Raw genomic sequence first — 16,428 nt, 5'->3', positions numbered from 1 at the left:
GATTAGCGACGCGAGCGACGGGCCCAAGCTAATTCGATCTGTTTCATTCGTGTCAGCGATTCCAACACAAGGTTGCGCAAGTGTCGACAAAAATCTTCCATAAATAAAGTGGCTTGTTGTGAATTTCGGTTCAAAATAGCATCAATCACTAATTTAAACAGTTCAAATGACTCCTGCAGCTCACGACGTGAAGTATTTAAGGTCAGAAAATAACTGCGTCTCAAAGAAGGTAACAGCTCATTCAGAAATTTCATTAAATAGAGATTGACAACTAATCCTTGCTGCTCCATCAGATATTCGAAAATCTGATCATAAAATTTTTCTGTATGGCCATGTTTTACCTGCTCCTGCAAATAAACCAGAAGTTGCTGTAGAATTTGGGCATCTGTACCACGCCAGCCCTGACTGATCTGCTGGACCACCTGCCCGAGCAGCAAGCAACTGGTATCAAATAGTGCCCGAACCTGTTGAGGCGACATTTCAGCTACAATTGCCCCCCGACGCGGATAAATCTCAATCAGATGAGTACGCTCTAATAAAAGCAGTGCTTCACGGACTGACCCACGGCTGACATCCAGCTCCTTGGCAATTCTCAATTCCTGTATCCGTTCACCCTCAACCAGTTCTCCGCTGATAATCTGTTCAGCAATGCTTTTAGCAATTTGTTCAGAGAGACTGTCTGTTGCTTTAACTGTCATGACTCACCTACTTTTATTTATATAAACTGCACTGAATGCAGTTTTTTATTGGTAAATGAATTGTTGACAGCTTTAAACTTTAAAACTATGTCATTGTCGGACAATTTTCAGGTATTTTAGGTCAATTCTCACATCATGAAAGAGAAAGCTTTAGAAATAAATACTGACTGCCTGATAAATAAAATATAGACCTACGACACTCAACAGTCCGGCAAAGCACTTTTTGAGCATAGCGGGAGAAAGCATATGGGCGACTCTGGCACCCAGCTTGGCCGTAATGAAACTCATTGTACTGATACCAATAAATGCATAGATATGAACATAGCCAATCGCATTTGGCACTTCTACATTTGCTTGGCGTCCAAACCAGATAAAGCCCAAGGCCCCTGCAATGGCAATTGGTAAGCCACAGGCTGCAGAGGTAGCTACAGCCTTTTGCATAATCACACCATGCCGGTTTAGATAAGGTACTGTCAGACTGCCTCCACCAATACCAAAAATGGCAGAAGCTATACCAATACCTCCTCCGGCCAGCATTTGTACCGGTGCAGAAGGTAATGTGCGGCCCGGATTTACCTGAACATGTGCGCCCCTGAACATCTTGTATGCAACCCATATGGCAAACAGCCCAATAGCCAGCTGCAGATGCTGTCCAGACAGCAGATCTGCCACACCCGCTCCCAGAAAAGAACCAAGAACCAAGCCAGGAGCCAAGTTTTTAAACACTGCCCATAATACGGCACCGCGTTTATGATGTGCCATTACCGAACTGATTGAAGTAACAATGATGGTGGCTAAAGAAGTACCAACCGCCATATGCATCAGCACATTCGGATCATAATTTAACTGGGTAAAAACGATATAAAGAATAGGTACAATAATCAGGCCGCCGCCTACTCCAAACAGACCGGCAGCAAAACCTGCAATTGCACCAATCAGCAAATATATGGTTAACTCCATCATTAATTTCTCATTTCTCTTTATTTCAATATGGATTTAGATTCCCGCCGGCTCCAGCAACTCCTGGCGCAAACACACCATTACCCTGAGGCAGTAGTACTTAAAGCAGAGACCACCTCAACCAATGATGATGTCCGTGAAATTGCACAGAAAGGAATAAAGTCTGCACTGGTCTGTAGTGCCAGACAAACTCAAGGGCGTGGCCAGCATCAGAGGCCTTGGGTATCGCCTGAAGGAAACATTTATTTAAGCACATTGTTGCAGACAGGAACAGCAATAGACGGCCGGCTGGCTCTTGAAATAGCCCTGAATATCTTGCAATGCCCTTCTCTACAACCACTTAAACTTCAGGTCAAGTGGCCAAACGATCTTTACAGCCATCAGGGAAAATGGGGCGGCATTCTGGTGGAACCGATTACTGCACAGCAAGCTATTATTGGCGTAGGGATCAACATTTACCAGATACATGATGTACTCGACCAGTCGGTAACTTCATTGACACAGCTGGGTTTGGCTCAAACAGATTTAATGCAACTTATCGCTGAACTTTATCATGCCATCCAGCAGGCAGGAGAATGGTTTAGTCATGGTAGCCATCAGCTGGCAAACCGCTTTAATCATCATGCCGCTTTTTTAAACGATATGGTTTACTTCGAGCATCATCAAGGTATTGCTGAAGGAAAATTCATCGGAATTCAAAATGATGGCGCAGTTACGTTACAAATCGCTGATGAAAGCCATACTTTTTATCAGGGCCGCTTACGCCGTCAGCAGTAAAAAATCAGGGTTGTGCTATGAGAGAGTTATGGTTAGATATTGGTAATACACGCCTGAAATACTGGATTACTGAAGATCAACAGGTGATTGAACATGCAGCCGAGTTGCATTTACAGTCACCATCTGACTTGTTATTAGGTCTGATTCAGCACTTTAAAAGTTTAGATTTATCCCGGGTTGGCGTATCTTCGGTTCAGGATAAAAAAAATAATGACCGTATTTATAAAATTTTAAGGTTCCTGAATATTCCTGTAACTTTTGCCAAAGTTCATGCTGAATATGCTGGCCTTGAATGTGCCTATGATGTCACGCAGCTCGGTATTGACCGCTGGCTGCAGGTTCTTGCCGTAGCCCGGCCGAAACAGGACTTATGTATCATCAGCTGCGGAACAGCACTGACTATTGATCTGACCCACGGTCATCAGCATTTAGGTGGATATATTTTGCCGAACCTCTATCTGCAACGTGATGCATTGATTCAGCACACTAAAGGAATTCGTATTCCTGAAGCAGCTTTTGATGACTTGAGTCCTGGCCGTAATACACTCGATGCAGTACACCATGGAATATTATTAGGCCTCCTCAGTACTATCAAGCATGTCTTGCTACAGTCCCCCCGCCAGTTAATTCTGACTGGAGGCGATGCACCACTGTTTGCCCGCTTCCTTGAGCAGTATCAACCCGAAGTTGAAACTGATTTACTGCTCAAGGGGCTACAACGTTATATTTATTATTCAATCAGCACATAAGGTTCAATCGCCTGCCACACCTCCGGTAGCTCGGTACAGCCTTCAGAGTCAATAAAGTGCCCTTGATGCTTAGCCTGGATAATTTCAGCATCCAGGCTTTTAGCCTGTTCCAAGCTAAATTTTGGTGGTACCCGGTCATCACCCTCTGAATAGATCACAACCCGATGTTCTATCTGCTGCTTTAATAGTTCCAGGTCAATTTTGCAGGCATTAATAAAAGGGTCAACCTCTTCAAGACGCCCTAAACGACCGTTAAAGCCTGCCACCAGTACCAATTGTTTGATCTTCTGGTCTTTTAATTGATGTGATAAGTAATGCAAGGTGGCAATACAGCCCAGACTGTGACCAATAAAGATACTGTTTTCATTAATCTCTTTAATTTGCTCAGCCATTTGCTGATCCCAGTCTTGCAGTTTAGGAGTTGTTGAAGGGTCCAGACGTAGTACCTGCAAACTGACATTTTGCTGTTTGGCATATTGTTGAATCCAGGGGAACCAGTTCTGTTCAGGGCCAGCGGTATAACCATGAACTACAATAACCTGTGTCATTTTTCTTCTCACTTTTGACGATGAATGCCTTGAGTGTGCCGTAAACTATGACTGATTCGGGTAAGCAAATGTTGGGTTTTCTTAACCTTAAAATATCTAAATTCTTAAGCTTGAAAATAAAAAAGAGCGCTTAGTGCGCTCTGTTTTTAAATACGATTAAGGCTTTTTCTGCGGGTCGTTTCCGCCAAAAAGCGGGCCTGCGCCACCACCGCCACCAAACTGTTTTTGCAGATTGCCAAGTGAACGCATCATCTTGCTCATACCTGCGGGATTGGAGAACTTTTTCATCATTTTTGCCATCTGAGCATGCTGTTTAATCAGTTTATTGACTTCGGCGACGTCCATACCACAACCAGCAGCAATACGTTTTTTACGGCTCGGATTAATCAGATCAGGATTACGGCGCTCTTTTACAGTCATAGACTGAATGATAGCTTCCATTTTCTTGACCTGCTTTTCAGGATTAGCCTGCTCTAGCGCCTGCTGAATTCCTGAGTTGCTCATACCTGGCAACTTGTCCAGAAAACCCATCATGCCGCCCATTTTGCTCATCTGTTCGAATTGCATCAGCATATCTTCAAAGTTAAAACTGCCGCCTTTTTGCAGTTTCTTCGCCATTTTTTCGGCTTTTTCTTTGTCGATCTTGCGTTCAACTTCTTCGACCAGTGACAGAACATCACCCATACCCAGAATACGCTGTGCAACACGTTCCGGATGGAAAGGTTCCAGGGCATCAAGTTTCTCACCCATCCCCAGAAATTTGATTGGCTTGCCGGTAATAGCACGCACTGACAATGCCGCACCACCGCGTGCATCACCATCAGTTTTGGTCAGGATCACGCCAGTCAAAGGCAAGGCATCATTGAACGCCTTGGCAGTATTTGCAGCATCCTGACCAGTCATGGCATCTACCACGAACAGGGTTTCAGTTGGCTGAATGGCGGCATGGAGTGCTTTAATTTCGCCCATCATGTCATCATCAATATGCAGACGGCCTGCAGTATCGACAATCAGCACATCAGCAAACTTGATCTTGGCCTGTTCTATGGCACGATTCGCAATAACAATCGGATCTTCATCAGCACTTGACTCAATGAATTCCGCACCGACTTCATTCGCAACGGTCTGAAGCTGTTTAATGGCTGCCGGGCGGTAAATATCGGCAGAAACCATTGCTACTTTTTTCTTTTGACGTTCTTTTAAAAAGCGAGCCAATTTTGCAGCAGTTGTCGTTTTACCAGCGCCCTGCAAACCTGCAAGTAGTACTATAACCGGAGGCTTTGCAGCTAAGTCAAGACTTTCATTAGCCTCTCCCATCATTTTGGTCAGTTCGTCATAGACGATCTTGACAAAAGCCTGCCCAGGAGAAAGTTGGCTCATAACTTCCTGCCCCAATGCCTGTTCCTTAACTTTCGCAATAAATTCACGAGTTACAGGTAACGCAACATCGGCTTCAAGAAGCGCCATACGTACTTCGCGTAACGTATCTTTAATATTGTCTTCGGTCAGTTGCCCTGAGCCAGTAACATTTCTTAAACTCTGCGTGAGTCGTTCTGTTAAGGTATCAAACATTGCAAAATCCGCTTAAAATGGCCAGTTGCAAAAAATCTTTCCTAAAAATAGAAAATTTATGCATAGAATGCTATAGGATACTGTAGTTCGCGTAGAATTTATATCTTATAACTTCAATATTCATAGTCCGAGAAAAGGTTTGACATGCTCAGTCTCCCCTTGGTTTTTACGATCTTAGCATTAATCGCTTATACCACATCATTCTGGTATTTGTTTGTTAATTTAATGTCTAAACATCAACCAAACCATGGGCTCATCGGCATTATGCTGGGCTTAGGACTTTTTCTGCATGCAGCAGTATTGTATAGCGATATGCTTACACCAGCGGGCATTAATTATGATGTTTTCAACCTGATGTCTTTCACCTCAGGACTGATGCTGCTGTTGAGCCTGCTGTTTAGTACTTACCGACCGGTATTGGCCTTAAACCTGTTAGGTATACCTGTAGCGGCGACCGGTCTGGTCATGGGATTCGCTTTTAGCCGTCCGACCCAGATTATTGAGCAGCGGGATTTAGGTTTAGACCTGCACATTATCTTATCATTATCTGCATACGCGGTTCTGCTGATGGCAACTATTCATGCGGTGCTGCTCTGGTTCCAGAACCGTGAACTTAAAAACAAACAGAAACGCCGGATTTGGGTGAATTTATTGCCTTCTGTTCAGGCAATGGAATCCCTGCTATTTGACCTGATTATTACCGGCTTTATTTTACTTACGATTGCCTTGGGTCTGGGTTTCTTTACTGTTGATAACTTCTTCGCCCAGCATCTGGCTCATAAAACGGCTTTTAGTATCATTTCCTGGTTTATTTATGGTGCCCTTTTACTTGGGCATTACAAATTCGGCTGGCGTGGTCAAAAGGCGATTCGCTTTACATTAGTCGGTTTTCTTTTGCTGGCTATTGGCTTCATTGGCAGTAAATTTATTTTAGAAATGATATTAGGCCGTTAAATAAAATTGAGCATTTCTTGAATCTCAGTTTTACGTCAGCTTCTTATTTTAATACTGGATGTACACGACCAATACGCAAGGCTAATGGCCATTTAACCAGTTTGGTCTGTTGAGGATTGCCCCACATTGCCACTAATTCGGCTTGAAGTGACTTTAAGGGATCAATACCCAAGCTCTGTCTGGCCTGTTTTAATGCAGACCATGTACTGATATACCCGAGAAGCTGTTCCAGATTCCACATCATGTGCATGTTCAGAGCAGGTGTTTCAACTGGTTGAAATGGAAAAGCCAAGTTCTGGTATTCATCTTCTACATGGCGCCGTTCAGGAGGCCAATAAGGCATGATGATGTCGTAGTAAAAATGTTGAATAGGTGCATTTACCTCTCCGTCTACATGTAACACACCATAACTTATCAGAGCGATTATGGCATCTGGACGTGCAACCCGTCTCACCTCTTCATAAAAACTTTCCAGTTTAAGCCAGTGCGCGGCTTGCGCGACCGTGATCAGATCTACACTTTCTCCGGGTAGTCCACTATTATCTGCCAAGGCAGTTTTATAGTTTATCCGTTGATGTGGCTGAGCCTTGGCAATCTGCTCTGTACTGGCATCTGTCGCAACCACCTCATCAAAATACTCGGCAAGCAAGACCGAAAGTTGGCCTGTACCGCAGCCACAATCCAATGCACGCGCACAAGATGGAGTAAGCTCGGCCAGCATTTTGGCTAATATATGGGGGTAATTCGGCCGGTACAATGCATACTGTCTTGAGTCTTTTGAAAAATGGTCCTTAAACTGTCGGTTTTCCATGGGAACCCATCCTGCCTGAATTTGAATAAAACCTTGTACAATGCAAAGCCTATCCTGTTGCTATCTATTAAAATAGTTAAAATACAAAGTAGTTTAGTAGATTAATTGATCCTCATAACTTAGTTTAATTCTATTAAAGCTTATTTTATCTCGATTCTGGACATCCCACTTAAAAATGCGTATAACGCTGTTTTTTCATTGTCCAGGTAAGACACTGTGAAACTTGTTCTTGCGCCTATGGAAGGCTTAACTGATCCGATTATGCGGGATGTACTCACACATGTGGGGAGCTTTGACTGGTGTGTGACCGAGTTTATTCGTGTTACGGACTCTGTTCTGCCCGATCATATCTATTACAGTTATTGTCCTGAATTAAAAACTGAAGGTAAAACAGCCGCAGGTACTCCGGTTCATGTCCAGTTTCTAGGCAATAATCCTGAAATGCTGGCGGCAAATGCAGTACGCGCTGCTACACTGGGTGCTCCCGCAATCGATATGAATTTTGGCTGCCCTGCAAAAACTGTAAACCGCCATCGTGGTGGTTCTGTACTCCTAGATGAACCAGAAGTTGTATACGAGCTGGTAAAAGCTGTACGTGATGCAGTCCCGGCCCATATTCCAGTTTCGGCTAAAATGCGCTTAGGCTATATGGACCGTAACTTTATGCTGGACAATGCGCATGCTATTGAAGATGCAGGCGCATCTTGGGTGACAGTTCATGCCCGTACCAAAGCTGATGGTTATACTCCGCCTGCGTTCTGGGACCAGCTGCAACCCATTCATGAGGCCCTGAAGATTAATGTAATTGCCAATGGCGAAATCTGGAACAACACTGATGCACGTCGATGCCAGCTAGAATCTGGCTGTGAAGATTTGATGATTGGACGTGGTGCAGTTACCACCCCCGATTTAACCCAATGCATCCGCAATAACTCAGATGAACCTCTGCTTTGCTGGCAAGACCTGTTAGATTTACAAATACGCTTTATCAATGGCCCATCCAAAACTGAAATCGGTATGGTTGGCCGTTATAAACAGTGGTTAGGCATGATGTCAAAACATTATCCAGAAGCAAAAATGCTGTGGAATGAAATCAAACGTCTGAAAAAAATTGACGAGATTAATGAAAAGATCGCAATACAGCTGGCCAGTCCGTAAAATTAAAATATAACAGACTGGCCACACCAGTTACTTAACTTGTGAAACAAAAGTAGGTAACTGCCAGGCTCCACCTGCAAAACCTTTGCATTGACCAGTGGTTGCATTGTAACTTTCTACAAAACCGTTACTGGTCCAGACCCACTCCTGCTGGCTCCAGCAGTCCCCCAAGCCACGGCCTTTATGATGGGCAAAAATTTCACCCTCACTAAAACTTGAACCCTGTGTAGTTGCCAGATGCTTGACCTGTTTAAGTTGAGGGTCCATCACCCAGTAACCTGAACCGGCATTATAGGCACCACGCCAGCACGGACTTTCAACTACAACATTCTGCTTGTCTAATGGATAGACCGTTATCTGGTCATGATCAAGATAATTTGCTTCAAATAAAATTGGACAGCCTTCCCGGTCTGCTGTTTTTTTAAATTTAGTGATTAGTGCCTTGGCTTGTGGGCTATTTAAGGCGAAATGTCGTGCTGTGCCCAGCCGATAGGTTTTAGTAAGTACTGGCATAGACTGGGCCTTGATTACTTTATCTTGGCTGACATTTCCAGAACGAATCAGAGCAGATGCAGTATCTACCCGGTTCTGAAAGGCATCCATTTTAAGTAACACTGCGGTTGCACCCTGATCAGACAGTTGCCACTGCTCCTTACCTAAACTGAAGACAATCTGGCTATTGCCCTTTAAAGCGGCTAAAATATGCTGGGTTTGTTGTTTAGAAAGCGTACCACGCGCATTGTCTCTTTTTAGTATAATACTGCCCAGCGGGCGACCATTAATATATAAACTAAGATAAGGAGTACCTTTAATCTGTTCCAGAAATTTTTCGTCTTCATGACTAATCTGGACCTGAGCCAGCACTGCGGTATCTGGCCCAGCCTTACGTGTCAACAAAACTGATACCGGATGGGAGATGTTTTCTTCAGTCTGATAACCGGCAGCACGACAGGTACCTGTATTTTCGCAGGCGAGTGACCAGTCTTTATATTCAAAGGCCAAACTGGCAGAGGCACCGGCCAGACATAATGTGGGCCACATCAAAATAGCGCCGAGACCAAATACTGTTTTCATACTGGCTTCCTGTACTTATTTTATTGTCCCTGATATTGAATTGCATCTGCCCAGATGCCTAGTTTGAAATTGTAAATAAAAAGAAATAATTATAGTTATTTTAAAGTTTTTTATTTACTGAGGCAGTTTAATGGCCGTAATTTTCCAGCTCCACCCACTACGACTCAAGATAAAGCTGATATACCTATTAGCTGTAGGTACCTGAACTCTAAACCTGTTCATGCTCAAATACCCAGCCTTGTAATTTAAAGCTGTTTGTGAAGAAGATGCTGAAGCAACAGATGACCCAGATAAGAATGAGGCAGCAGCTTTTTTAGGTTCAGACAGATGATAAACAACTGAAGAGCGTTCATACCGGGTGAGCCGGATTACTTCTGAGAACTCTTTCCCTTGTAGTAACAGTGCGACACCATATGGATTAACCAAAGTTTCTACCAGGTGGTTAGTCAAGTCTGTTGTAAGCTGCGCACCAAATTGCTCAAACGGATTAGAGCGTTGCTCAAAACCCATTTTTTGCTCCAAGTATTGGCTTAGCTGACTTTTTAAGCTTTGCCGCACAGCCGGATAATCGATATAGGCTGAAAGCTTGCCAGGCTGATTCTCCTCAACTGCCTGCTTAACCTGATAAAGTACCCAATAAGGTGATGCAAACCACCAGCCGGCAATCAATAATACCAATAGTCCACTGAATACTTTCAGAATTTTCATATAACCTTTCTACCATTTCATCTAAACTAGTGATGTTTATTTATTGCATCATTGGTTTCAGTTTTAGTCTTCTTTCAGCTATTCAGTTTTTATCTTAAAATCTCTGTGCCTTAGTCAATTCTTACTTTTTATTGAGCATACATTATAGTAGCAAAGGCATCACGCACATGCTGATTAATATAGGCTGTGAGTCCTTTACCACTGACTGCAAGCTGCTTCATCTTTTCGACATGATGTTCACCCGCACTAATATAGGTATAGACATATTGTTTGGCTGATCCTTTAAACTGCACCATGATGTAGTCCGAGCCAATATAATAAAATTCAATATGGGATTTACCGCTAACGTCTTTATATGGTTCCAAGATCAGGCCCACCTGTCTCTTAACACAGTCGCCCTATTCTATCCTGCAAGGCGAGCAACTGATTTTTTAATTTACGTTGTATTAGTTTAATCTTTCAGCCCTACCGCTTTGTATAATTTTGATCAACGGGCAAACGCTGAAAAGCAACCTAAACACTTCATGTATTTAAATAATGGCTAATAAGTTCAGCTGCCATAAAATTAGGCTTCCCATGATAAAAGATACTTATAATTATTTTTCAGGCTCACATTGTACCGGCATTGCGAAACCCTCACCCTGAATAAATCCAGTCTGGTTATTTTCATTTATCGCCAGAATAAAATTGGCTGCAATATCTTTTTGTCCATGCATTGCCAATTCATTCGCTGAGGCTAAAAGATGCTGCCGGTCATATAAAATTTTTGCTTGTCCTGACCAACAAGCGCTATAGGCACAAACCTTTAACTCAACAGCTTGCTGCAGCTGGATATACATCGGCGTAAAATTTTCCTGATTTATTTCACAGCCACGCGCACCACAATAGATTTCGAAATCATAATTTTTGCAGCTCCAGTTGGCTGCATGAGTCAAAGGGCTAGCCAACAGCAGGCTTAAAAATAAAGTACGAATCATGACCGATTAAATCTAGAAAATTTATCGGCCAAAATAGCGTACTTAATATCAGAAACAAAATACTTTTATTTACAATCTTGAGGTCAGATCAAAATTTTATCAGGATGAAATATTAGGACTTTCTTCTTCATCTTCATAGATATAAGACATGCAGCCCCAACCATCATATTCGCCGTCAAATTCTCCAGCAATTTTAGTAAACCATTCTTCTAGGTCCACAATATCTTCATGTTCAGGAATCATATTAATATGAATATTTACTATCCATAAGTTTGCCCCGTCAGTCTGCTCGTCTTCCTGAAACATGGAAACTTTTTGTTCCTGCTGCAGTAAATGTAGCGCGCACTTTTCTGCCAGTTCCTGAGTTTTAAAAACAATAGAAAATTCGACCTCATGCAGGTCACTCAAGTCATTGCCGTCTTCATACATTTGCCAAAGTACATCGCCATTTTCATCGTCAGGAAATTGCTGATAGTTACGAGTCATGAGATTATCCTTGTTATGCTTGTGGTCATTATAAATAAATCATCATTATTCAATATCAGCACAAAGATTAATCTATTTTAATTTCACATGACCAGCTTAATTCTGTTTCTAATTAATTCATGATGATTTTAAATATAAAGTTTATAACCCTGCACCTGGTTTAAGAACCACCTGTTTTATATTTAAATTAATTTATACAGCTAATATACCAGTTTAAAGATCACCTGTGATTAAAACGGGATAGCCATATTAATTTCAATCAAATCTTTGCTTAGCGGTTGCTGGAAAGCCAGGTAACTGGCATGCAATGCCATTCGCTTTAAGTAAAAACCACCAGGTTCAGGATGATATAACTTGTCTCCCATAATAGGATGTCCAATATATTGCATATGTACTCTTAACTGGTGCGAACGACCAGTTATAGGTGTCAGCAATACCCGGGTCATGTCATGCTCCTCATGATATTGAAGTACCTGAAATAAGGTTTTAGCCGATTTTCCCAGTTCAAAATGTACGATTTGCCGCGGACGGTTTTCCCAATCGGTAATTAATGGCACATCAATACTGCCCTGATCGTTAAGCTGGCCCTGTATCAGCGCAACATAACGCTTGGTTACGGTACGTGACTGAAACATTTTGCTGATCGCGACTTCTGCATCACGATGTTTGGCAAACATCAGGATACCTGAAGTTGCCATATCCAGCCGATGGGTGATCTTAGCATGCGGATATTTTTCCAACAGACGTAGATATGCGCTGTCCTGATGCTCAGGCAGACGTCCGGGTACAGAAAGTAATCCTGCCGGTTTATCTATAATAATTAAATCATCATCTTCATATATAATGGATAATGGCTGTTGCGGCGGTGCATAGATAAAGGGTTGATTCAAAGCCATGCGGTTATATGGAGAACAAATTAGCCCGAAAAATAACAAGGGATTATACAGCTGTCAATTCTTGATTTATAACAGGTTAAACAGTTGATTTTCTGGTCTGGAATTCAAACTGAAAGAGCAGCTTTATATTTTTGAAAGTATTATTTTGATAGTTCTACTATCTAAAGATTTATTGTAATAACAGAATATTTCAGGTGTCAGGGAAAACTTTACGGTTTACTTCAACTATCATAACTTTGTAAGTGATGATCTTATAGCCTATAAACTTCTGGTTTATAGCGTCCTAAGCCGAATCGAGACCTTTTGGGTAAGTACTGCACTCGCGTTTTGCGCCGCTCACAGCATGCTACTCTTTTCGATCCCTACTACACCTTGAGATCTACTTTAACTAAAGCTGGACGGAATTAATTTTCGAAGTTCAGTTAATTTTTATATTTTTTAGAAAAATTTTCTACTAAAAGTAAAGTTTTAAGGATTTTTTCTTTTATCTCTCATTTTTTAATATTTTTATTGCAGTAAAGTTTATTTTTACAGAATTATTTTCTTTTAGAATCAGAAAACTTCTAACTCTATATTTATCTCGTCATTAAATAATTTTATTTTATTACTTTAAGTTTCTTTTGTTGAGCTCAGTTAATAGATCTAGCTGAATTTCCTGAATTTTAGCTAACCGGTCCCACTGGTGCATCAGCAGATGATCAAGCTTTTCATGTAAATGCCGGATTTCAAGCTCTGCTTTCAGGTTGACCTGATAATCATTTTGCGAACGTAACCGGTCTTTGGCTTCCTGCCGGTTCTGGCTCATCATGATAATAGGCGCCTGCACTGCAGCTAGACATGATAAAATCAGGTTTAACAAGATAAATGGATAAGGATCTGCCGGACGGTTTATCATTATAACGGTATTGACTAATATCCAGCCTGCCAGAAAAAGTGTAAAGCAGATCAGAAATGCCCAGCTACCACCAAAAGTTGCTATTTTATCGGCCAGCCGTTCACCCAGTGTCCAGTTCTGGTCAAATTCTGTTTCTGTGTCTTTTGTAATAAGCTCATGTTCTTGCAGGCTTTGAATAACTTCATACTGAAGACTAGAAACTTCCCCCTGTTCAGACTTTAATAACCCTTGCACGTACTGCATACGATAGTGGGTTAAATCAACCTGACAAATATAATCATGAACAGACCATGCTGGAAAATCCTTTGCAATTTCCTGTGTAATATCTTGCCGTACCGTATCTAAAGGAATCAGACTCTTTTCATTAAAATTTTTTTTACAAACCAGACATTTATGTAATTCGTTTTTATCATTCACCCTTATGTCCTTTTTTGTAGTTCAGTCTGCTTATTTTAATTAATTTAAATGATCAAAATCTTTAATTTTAGATAAATACACAGGTGCCTGATTCATCTTATACCAAGTTTCTTTAAATTTTGGTATATCGTCATCCCGGTTCTTATTTATATTTTCTCTTACTAATTTACGCTGAGTTAAGTAGTTAATACTTGTTTGACTATTAATATAAGGACCGAAATTATCTGAATTGTCATAGCCTACCAATTGCAGATCATGTTCTTTTAGTTGAAAGCGATAGCGCCAGTAACCATAACGGCCATGGGCATAATGCACATTCAGCAACCCTTGTTCGACAGATAATAGTAGTTCCGGCGCATAATATACGCCCCCATCTTCATACTCCGACGAGAAGCATGACAGATTCTGTATGATCTTTTTATATTGACCATTTTCATTTACAAGCACAATTATGCCACGACGATTTCGGTCTAGCTTTCCCTGATACTCATCATTTACCCATTTTGCAGGATCAGTTGCCTTAACTATCAGCACCACATCTGTTTTCCGGTCTTTATTCAAATCTCCTGTTATAACTTCAGTAAGTCTATAACTTCTCGGAATATAAGATTTGTAGCGACTACTGTCTTCTTTCAGCCGGATTTCTTCAGGACTTTTATTTTCAGCCCATATTAATGTTGGAAACGTAACAACCATGAAGAATATAAAAATATAAGGAATCATCAGAATGATACTTCCAAGGTAATAGCTTTTTACAGTATGAACTCGACTGTCTGTAAAATACAGGAGTGTTTAAAAAGCAAAAAGCCCTATAGAGTAATAGGGCTTTTCTAAAAAACAGGGGTATCTGTTTTATTTATTGCTTAAGCCACCTTATCGTTATATTGGGTGCCGTAGCATTTGGTACACGGGGGTAAACGGTCTGTACCAATTTCTAAGTAAACGCGATGCCCGCATTGAACACAAAAATAGAAACCTGTTCCCGGTTTTGAGCCAGCTGTTACCATCTTTGTTCTCCATGAGTGTTTAGAAAATGGTCTAAGCAGTATAACCCTGTTGTGATGAATGTCTATTGTCCATTTTTGTAAATGATGATGGCAGATGGGCGAAGTTCTCTAATATGGATTCAATCGCAGATTGAGGTCATTTAAAACAGCTTGAAAATCAGGATTATTATTAAGATATCGAGTTGACTCAAAATCTAAAAATTGCATTGATATTAAAATGAGACGTATATGGGAAAATTCTGTAAAATTTATTAAAAGTTTATAATATTTTTCTCTTTCATCTTTTGTAAATCCATTAATATCTGAAAGATGGTCATCTATGAGCTTAACAATTACGTAGAAGCACCTAATTTGGCTAAATATATTATTTTTGTTATTGATCTCATCTAAATAATTTTTAATCTGCTCATCTGTATATGAATTCTCTCGAAATTTTTGAATAATTATTTCTAATTTATCCACTGCAATATCTTTTGCAAAAATCTTCTTCTCATGTGGAGATAAACTTATTTCTACTAGAAAATGAGTGAAGTAGCCATTCTTAATATCAATCAGATTAAAGAAAAGATTTTCAAAACTTTTTAAGCTCTCTGTTCGCTGTGTATTGTTAATTTGCTCAATCAATTTTTTGTTAGACTGGTTTTGTAAACTTAGGGATTTGATTAACAAAATTATAGAAATAAATCCAAATAATGGATTTAAAAGCCCTCCAATAAAATCACCTAACTGCCCCCATACCTCTTGATCTTTGGAGAAAGGAAAATCCAAAACTATATAAAACTGGTAGATATAGCTAGAAAATACTAAAAATAAAGCAATCCCAGCAGCCCAAATATAATTATTCATTTAGGCAAACTCTTTAAAAATATATTTTACAATACTTCCATCACCTAACTTTACTGGCGAAACTTTTAAATTCAGATATAGCCAATGTTCTCGATTTGTTCCCATAATATGGTTCAGATTCTCGGAAAAAATCTTCTTTGTCTCTGATGGTAAGCTTTCAAATACTTTTCCAAATCCAAATGCCACAGTTTTATCTGCGCCTATCATTTGAATTCTCCCATTACCTGTATGTACGTTTATCTTTGTAACTGCTGCTTGGATATCTATAATTTCATTTTCTTCAACTGCATTAAGTGCCTCATAGGTTTCAGCATCAAAATTTTGAATTAATATTGGGTCTTTACCATATTTCCTGTATCTAATTTTTAATGAATAACCAAATGCTCTATGAATTTTATGCAATGTTCTTAATGGATTACGTAATTTTTTCATCAATAGTTTGATAGTTCTATTAGATAAATTTTCTAAGACCTCTAATGCTTCTGGACTTAATTCTTTTGGATCCTCATATAATGCTTCAGATATAAAATGCTCCACAAGCTCGACAAATGTATCTTTCCCCATTTTTCTTAATGCAAGTATCGCATCTTTATCATGAGGTTCTAAACTAAAAATTTGGCCATAAGAGCCTTTAAAATTCTTTTCTAAATTGGTTCTCACATCATTTCGATGAGTTTTTCGATCTGCAACATCATCAGTTAATAATGCCTCCCCTATTAATCTAAACGTGTCAGAAACACTTCCAGACTTTCAAGACCAGTTTTCATATCAATTGAAAATTCTTCAGAATCAATTAAAAAATCAAATTTAATATTCATGCTGATCTCAAATATGTTTCAAATTAGAAGGGTGAAATTATAATAAAGCCTTTATTTTTGAAATAAAGGCTTTATTA

General features: G+C 40.3%; 20 protein-coding genes. 4 read left to right on the top strand and 16 right to left on the bottom strand.

The window, feature by feature from the left end:
* Window positions 1-2 precede the first annotated feature (2 nt).
* Together B3R63_RS09315 and B3R63_RS09310 are read right to left on the bottom strand one after the other, a co-directional pair.
* Entirely contained in the window at window positions 3-698 is a 696-nt protein-coding gene (locus B3R63_RS09315; protein WP_005018832.1) for a GntR family transcriptional regulator, read from the bottom strand.
* 150 nt (window positions 699-848) lie between these two features.
* Window positions 849-1,658, bottom strand: coding sequence for a sulfite exporter TauE/SafE family protein (locus B3R63_RS09310; RefSeq protein WP_286730686.1), 810 nt, complete (start codon window positions 1,656-1,658; stop codon window positions 849-851).
* A gap of 30 nt (window positions 1,659-1,688) precedes the next feature.
* On the opposite strand from B3R63_RS09310, the gene B3R63_RS09305 reads away from it, so the two are divergent.
* Window positions 1,689-2,435, top strand: coding sequence for a biotin--[acetyl-CoA-carboxylase] ligase (locus tag B3R63_RS09305; RefSeq protein ID WP_005018828.1), 747 nt, complete (start codon window positions 1,689-1,691; stop codon window positions 2,433-2,435).
* 17 nt (window positions 2,436-2,452) lie between these two features.
* Window positions 2,453-3,184, top strand: coding sequence for a type III pantothenate kinase (locus tag B3R63_RS09300; RefSeq protein ID WP_248132386.1), 732 nt, complete (start codon window positions 2,453-2,455; stop codon window positions 3,182-3,184).
* Here B3R63_RS09300 and B3R63_RS09295 read toward each other — a convergent pair.
* Window positions 3,166-3,732, bottom strand: a complete 567-nt coding sequence (locus B3R63_RS09295) for an RBBP9/YdeN family alpha/beta hydrolase (protein ID WP_286729946.1) — start codon at window positions 3,730-3,732, stop codon at window positions 3,166-3,168. The two genes, B3R63_RS09300 and B3R63_RS09295, sit on opposite strands and share 19 nt — an antisense overlap.
* Before the next feature lie 156 nt (window positions 3,733-3,888).
* Window positions 3,889-5,304 carry a signal recognition particle protein gene (gene ffh / locus B3R63_RS09290; protein ID WP_005018824.1) on the bottom strand — a complete coding sequence of 472 codons (1,416 nt, stop codon included), beginning with the start codon at window positions 5,302-5,304 and terminating at the stop codon, window positions 3,889-3,891.
* Window positions 5,305-5,448: 144 nt separating this feature from the next.
* Between ffh and B3R63_RS09285 the strand changes: the two genes are divergently transcribed.
* A complete protein-coding gene (locus B3R63_RS09285; protein WP_005027562.1) occupies window positions 5,449-6,258 on the top strand; it encodes a cytochrome C assembly family protein in 810 nt (269 codons plus the stop codon).
* Between the two features lie 43 nt (window positions 6,259-6,301).
* Here the strand turns inward: B3R63_RS09285 and B3R63_RS09280 are convergent, their stop codons facing one another.
* On the bottom strand, window positions 6,302-7,069 hold the full coding sequence (locus tag B3R63_RS09280) for a class I SAM-dependent methyltransferase (protein WP_286729944.1): 768 nt from the start codon (window positions 7,067-7,069) through the stop codon (window positions 6,302-6,304).
* A gap of 216 nt (window positions 7,070-7,285) precedes the next feature.
* Here B3R63_RS09280 and B3R63_RS09275 point away from each other — a divergent pair, with 216 nt between their 5' ends.
* The gene (locus B3R63_RS09275; protein WP_286729942.1) at window positions 7,286-8,227 is read left to right on the top strand and encodes a tRNA-dihydrouridine synthase; all 942 of its coding nucleotides are present in this window, start codon (window positions 7,286-7,288) and stop codon (window positions 8,225-8,227) included.
* 30 nt (window positions 8,228-8,257) lie between these two features.
* Here the strand turns inward: B3R63_RS09275 and B3R63_RS09270 are convergent, their stop codons facing one another.
* From B3R63_RS09270 to B3R63_RS09220, 11 genes are all read right to left on the bottom strand, one after another.
* On the bottom strand, window positions 8,258-9,301 hold the full coding sequence (locus B3R63_RS09270; protein WP_286729940.1) for a DUF1176 domain-containing protein: 1,044 nt from the start codon (window positions 9,299-9,301) through the stop codon (window positions 8,258-8,260).
* 114 nt (window positions 9,302-9,415) lie between these two features.
* Window positions 9,416-10,009 carry a DUF2939 domain-containing protein gene (locus tag B3R63_RS09265; RefSeq protein ID WP_286729938.1) on the bottom strand — a complete coding sequence of 198 codons (594 nt, stop codon included), beginning with the start codon at window positions 10,007-10,009 and terminating at the stop codon, window positions 9,416-9,418.
* Between the two features lie 128 nt (window positions 10,010-10,137).
* A complete protein-coding gene (locus B3R63_RS09260; RefSeq protein WP_075041013.1) occupies window positions 10,138-10,374 on the bottom strand; it encodes a hypothetical protein in 237 nt (78 codons plus the stop codon).
* Between the two features lie 231 nt (window positions 10,375-10,605).
* Window positions 10,606-10,986, bottom strand: a complete 381-nt coding sequence (locus B3R63_RS09255; protein ID WP_286729936.1) for a hypothetical protein — start codon at window positions 10,984-10,986, stop codon at window positions 10,606-10,608.
* Window positions 10,987-11,085: 99 nt separating this feature from the next.
* A complete protein-coding gene (locus tag B3R63_RS09250; protein WP_286729934.1) occupies window positions 11,086-11,472 on the bottom strand; it encodes a ribonuclease E inhibitor RraB in 387 nt (128 codons plus the stop codon).
* Window positions 11,473-11,702: 230 nt separating this feature from the next.
* Window positions 11,703-12,368 carry an RluA family pseudouridine synthase gene (locus B3R63_RS09245; RefSeq protein WP_106438862.1) on the bottom strand — a complete coding sequence of 222 codons (666 nt, stop codon included), beginning with the start codon at window positions 12,366-12,368 and terminating at the stop codon, window positions 11,703-11,705.
* A gap of 604 nt (window positions 12,369-12,972) precedes the next feature.
* Window positions 12,973-13,680: a DUF1003 domain-containing protein gene (locus B3R63_RS09240; protein ID WP_286729931.1), complete on the bottom strand. Its 708-nt coding sequence runs from the start codon at window positions 13,678-13,680 to the stop codon at window positions 12,973-12,975.
* Between the two features lie 39 nt (window positions 13,681-13,719).
* Window positions 13,720-14,403, bottom strand: coding sequence for a hypothetical protein (locus tag B3R63_RS09235; protein WP_101159914.1), 684 nt, complete (start codon window positions 14,401-14,403; stop codon window positions 13,720-13,722).
* A gap of 140 nt (window positions 14,404-14,543) precedes the next feature.
* Window positions 14,544-14,783: a zinc ribbon-containing protein gene (locus B3R63_RS09230; RefSeq protein ID WP_080548200.1), complete on the bottom strand. Its 240-nt coding sequence runs from the start codon at window positions 14,781-14,783 to the stop codon at window positions 14,544-14,546.
* 12 nt (window positions 14,784-14,795) lie between these two features.
* Entirely contained in the window at window positions 14,796-15,533 is a 738-nt protein-coding gene (locus tag B3R63_RS09225; protein ID WP_286729929.1) for a hypothetical protein, read from the bottom strand.
* On the bottom strand, window positions 15,534-16,193 hold the full coding sequence (locus B3R63_RS09220) for a hypothetical protein (protein WP_286729927.1): 660 nt from the start codon (window positions 16,191-16,193) through the stop codon (window positions 15,534-15,536).
* Between the last annotated feature and the right edge of the window lie 235 nt (window positions 16,194-16,428).

The organism is Acinetobacter sp. UBA1297 (genome assembly GCF_002307755.1).
Lineage (GTDB): Bacteria > Pseudomonadota > Gammaproteobacteria > Pseudomonadales > Moraxellaceae > Acinetobacter > Acinetobacter radioresistens.
This window is presented reverse-complemented; position numbering and strand designations above follow the sequence as displayed.

Coding starts and splice junctions, on each gene's coding strand:
- B3R63_RS09315 (WP_005018832.1), bottom strand. CDS start 698: ATGACAGTTAAAGCAACAGACAGTCTCTCTGAACAAATTGCTAAAAGC.
- B3R63_RS09310 (WP_286730686.1), bottom strand. CDS start 1,658: ATGGAGTTAACCATATATTTGCTGATTGGTGCAATTGCAGGTTTTGCT.
- B3R63_RS09305 (WP_005018828.1), top strand. CDS start 1,689: ATGGATTTAGATTCCCGCCGGCTCCAGCAACTCCTGGCGCAAACACAC.
- B3R63_RS09300 (WP_248132386.1), top strand. CDS start 2,453: ATGAGAGAGTTATGGTTAGATATTGGTAATACACGCCTGAAATACTGG.
- B3R63_RS09295 (WP_286729946.1), bottom strand. CDS start 3,732: ATGACACAGGTTATTGTAGTTCATGGTTATACCGCTGGCCCTGAACAG.
- ffh (WP_005018824.1), bottom strand. CDS start 5,304: ATGTTTGATACCTTAACAGAACGACTCACGCAGAGTTTAAGAAATGTT.
- B3R63_RS09285 (WP_005027562.1), top strand. CDS start 5,449: ATGCTCAGTCTCCCCTTGGTTTTTACGATCTTAGCATTAATCGCTTAT.
- B3R63_RS09280 (WP_286729944.1), bottom strand. CDS start 7,069: ATGGAAAACCGACAGTTTAAGGACCATTTTTCAAAAGACTCAAGACAG.
- B3R63_RS09270 (WP_286729940.1), bottom strand. CDS start 9,301: ATGAAAACAGTATTTGGTCTCGGCGCTATTTTGATGTGGCCCACATTA.
- B3R63_RS09265 (WP_286729938.1), bottom strand. CDS start 10,009: ATGAAAATTCTGAAAGTATTCAGTGGACTATTGGTATTATTGATTGCC.
- B3R63_RS09255 (WP_286729936.1), bottom strand. CDS start 10,986: ATGATTCGTACTTTATTTTTAAGCCTGCTGTTGGCTAGCCCTTTGACT.
- B3R63_RS09250 (WP_286729934.1), bottom strand. CDS start 11,472: ATGACTCGTAACTATCAGCAATTTCCTGACGATGAAAATGGCGATGTA.
- B3R63_RS09245 (WP_106438862.1), bottom strand. CDS start 12,368: ATGGCTTTGAATCAACCCTTTATCTATGCACCGCCGCAACAGCCATTA.
- B3R63_RS09235 (WP_101159914.1), bottom strand. CDS start 14,403: ATGATTCCTTATATTTTTATATTCTTCATGGTTGTTACGTTTCCAACA.
- B3R63_RS09225 (WP_286729929.1), bottom strand. CDS start 15,533: ATGAATAATTATATTTGGGCTGCTGGGATTGCTTTATTTTTAGTATTT.